The organism is Vreelandella salicampi (genome assembly GCF_013415105.1).
In the GTDB taxonomy this organism is placed as follows: domain Bacteria; phylum Pseudomonadota; class Gammaproteobacteria; order Pseudomonadales; family Halomonadaceae; genus Vreelandella; species Vreelandella salicampi.
The window spans coordinates 1-3,228 of the sequence record NZ_JACCDF010000032.1 but is presented as its reverse complement, the minus strand read 5'-3'; the positions used below and the strand labels follow the sequence as shown (position 1 = coordinate 3,228).

The 3,228-nt window shown below is 54.0% G+C and carries 3 protein-coding genes and 1 tRNA gene; 1 reads left to right on the top strand and 3 read right to left on the bottom strand.

Annotated features, from left to right (window positions below; all coding sequences use genetic code 11):
* Positions 1–297 precede the first annotated feature (297 nt).
* Positions 298–374, top strand: a tRNA-Pro gene (locus HZS81_RS17820).
* A 65-nt stretch (positions 375–439) separates the two neighbouring features.
* On the opposite strand, the gene HZS81_RS17815 is transcribed toward HZS81_RS17820, so the two are convergent.
* The 3 genes from HZS81_RS17815 to HZS81_RS17805 form a co-directional block, all read right to left on the bottom strand.
* Positions 440–1,309 carry an ArgP/LysG family DNA-binding transcriptional regulator gene (locus tag HZS81_RS17815; RefSeq protein WP_179931865.1) on the bottom strand — a complete coding sequence of 290 codons (870 nt, stop codon included), beginning with the start codon at positions 1,307–1,309 and terminating at the stop codon, positions 440–442.
* A gap of 163 nt (positions 1,310–1,472) precedes the next feature.
* Positions 1,473–1,877: a universal stress protein gene (locus HZS81_RS17810; protein WP_179931864.1), complete on the bottom strand. Its 405-nt coding sequence runs from the start codon at positions 1,875–1,877 to the stop codon at positions 1,473–1,475.
* Positions 1,878–1,961: 84 nt separating this feature from the next.
* A complete protein-coding gene (locus tag HZS81_RS17805; protein ID WP_338401878.1) occupies positions 1,962–3,098 on the bottom strand; it encodes a Na+/H+ antiporter NhaC family protein in 1,137 nt (378 codons plus the stop codon).
* Positions 3,099–3,228 lie beyond the last annotated feature (130 nt).

Genomic DNA, 3,228 nt, shown 5'->3' with positions numbered 1-3,228 from the left:
CAGATCACGTGCACGCGGCTACCGGAACGAGGCCAACTTCATCGCCATGATCTACCTGATCGGTAGCCCAGTCGGGCGCATGCTTGATCAGGCCAAATCCACATGAAACGACGAAGAGCCTCAAAATAACGATCGCCAACCGAAGTATCGTGTGGGATTATAACCGAAACGCTGAGCATTGAACCAACCAACAAATCCAAGCGATTGAAAAGAAGCGTAATTGGGCTTTTCATTTGCCCCACAAACCGCTAGTATACGCACCGTCTTGAGGCAATAACTCTTCTCAAGCCAAATAGTCGGAGCGTGGCGCAGCTTGGTAGCGCGTTGCAATGGGGTTGCAAAGGTCGCAGGTTCGAATCCTGTCGCTCCGACCAAAAGTTTTAATGAAAACGGCCACTTAGCTAATCAGCAAAGTGGCCGTTTTGTTATGCATGTGGGGTCAAACCAACACGACCGTGCGCAATCGTGTGGTTAGGCGCTGAAGGAGGCCTCCACTATGGCGCCAGGTGTGCCAATAGAGCGGCACGTGGAGCGCCGCGTCCGCAACGCAAACAAGCTGGCCATTTTCGAGGCTCGCTTCCACTTGCATCCGCGGGATCATGCCGTAGCCCACACCGGCGAGCGCCAACTGCACAAACCCTTCTGATGACGGGCAGAGGTGATAGGGAAAGCGCCCGTGGTAACCACATTGGGCCAGAAAGCGATGCTGTAACTGGTCGTGCGGTCCGTAGACGATGGCCGGCGCTTGCGCCAGCACAGCATCCGTCACGCCGGGAGCAAAGTAGCGCTCGCGGTAGGTCGGTGTAGCCAGCGGGTAGTAGTAGCACATTTCGCCCAGCGGTTCGCAGCGCGCCCCGGCAATCGGCTGCGGTGTGGCACACAGACAGGCGGCCACGTCACCGTCGCGCATACGCTTAAGGCCGACATCCTGATCTTCTACCACCATGTCGAGAAGAACGCCCTCTTCCTGACACCAAGATGCCACCGTATCGGCCCACCACGTCGCCAGGCTATCGGCGTTGATAGCGATCCGTAGTCGCGTTGCCGGTTCGTCCAGCGTAGGCAATGACTCGCGCAAATCGCGTTCCAGCAACACTACCTGCTGATAATGCGTCAGCAGTTTCTGCCCCGCCGGCGTGGGGGCAAGGTGCGGATGGCGTATCAAGACAGGGTGACCCAGCCGTATTTCTAAGGTTTTGATACGCTGCGAGATTGCCGATTGCGAAATACCCAGCATCTCCCCCGCCCGCTCAAAGCCATCACTCTCCACCACCGTGGCAAGCGCTTGCAGCAGCTTGTAGTCGAGCACTGTGCCTCCTCATCATAAGTTAAGCTAATACAGCATTAGTATTATGATTTTTCCCCATATGCGTCAGTCAGTAAGCTGCGCTTTCCAATACTCAAGCAGCACAGGGAGGGGATTATGTGGGAAAGCTATCTGACCGGGTTAGTGATATGCGGCGGTATCATTATTACCGAACGACGATGACCGTGCATTCCGCCTGGCGCACAACATTTAGGGCTGTCGATCCCATAAAATGGTCAGAGAACCCAGGCCGATTAGATGAAACGACAATGCAATCAATATTGTGGCGCTTGGCAAATTTAACCACCTGATGTGCGGCGTTACCTTCCACAATGTGAATGCCATAATCATGGTTGCCAATATTGTGTTGAATGCTTGCCCTGATGCGTTGCTCAGTAGCTTCGCGGTAATTGCTGGGTAGTGACGGTGCGATATAGGGCGGGATCCGCTCCATGACAGAAATAATTTGTATGGTGCTGTCTTCGACGCTTAGCTTACGAGCCAACTCGATTTTCTGCAGGACATTCGAATTGTTGTCTGCCGCTGTGGTAATCAAAATGTTTTTATACATGGTTTGAGCCCTCAATTGATAAGCTGCGGTACGAGGCGATAGTTCTACCGCCTCGGTCACGTGTTCAATCTGATAGATAGCGACCTACTTCGCTAGTTCGGCTTGCGGCTGATTGTCGGTGTGTGGCTGGTTATAGGTGTTGACGTCGTTACGCTCGCCTTCTCGCCAGATGAAGACATTGAACAGGGCGTAAAGGATGGCGATGATGGGCGTAATAATGGCGAGGAACGTCCATCCCATGTAGTCCCACGCAGATACATCCAGCACCCCCATGTAGTAGGCGCCCCCCAACCCCCAGGGAACCAGTGGCGAGGTAACCGTTGCCGAGTCTTCACAGGTACGCGAACACACCGACGGCAGAATTTTCAGCTTGCGATAAGCCGGTACGAACATGCGCCCTGGAATAATGATGGCAATATACTGGCTGGCCGAGAACAGGTTGGTGGCCAGCGACGAGAAGACATGGGTAATAATCAGCCCACGAGAATTGCTTACCAGTTTGCCCATTTTCTCCAATATCACCTCAAGCATACGGGTTTTTTCCAGTAAGCCACCGAGGCTTAGTCCGATGAATCCGAGTGAAATGGTCCACATCATCTCTTGCAGGCCGCCACGGCTGAGCAGGCTGTCGACGGCTTCGACGCCGGTTTCCGAGACATAACCGTAGTTCATGTAGTTCATCATATCGCCTAGCGCGACGCCTTGAGTGGCCACGGCCAGCCCTGCCCCCAGTAGACTACCGATAACCATAACGGCCAGCGCATTAATGCGCCGATAGGCCAGGACGACCACCACCAGCGGAGGGATAAACGTTAGCAGACCGACTGAGAAATTCTCGCGGATGCCTTCCAGTAGTTCAGCGGTGCGGGAAATATCAGCCCCTTCGCCGTCAAACTGCATCCCAATGAAGAAGAACAGGAAAATGGTAATGATTAATGCAGGACCTGTTGTGTAGAACATCGACCGGATATGGTCGAACAGGTTGGCCTCGGCAACCCCCGCCGCTAGGTTGGTGGAGTCTGATACGGGCGAAATTTTGTCACCAAAGATGGCTCCAGATATCACCGCACCGGCAGTCATGGCCGGCGGAATATCGAGCCCGCTGCCAATGCCTATAAAGGCAACGCCAAAAGTGGCGGCGGTCGTCCATGAGCTGCCTGTTACCAACGATGCCACGGCGCACACAATCACAGCGGTGAATAGAAAGTAGGAAGGGTTGATCAGCTGTAAACCCTGAATTCATAGAATAACTGCAGCACTTTGGATCATACGGTAGAGGCAGGAGGGCCAGCAGCGGTACCCTCTCCGCCTTACCGACCAAAGTGAAGCAGAGTATGGGATACCGACAACT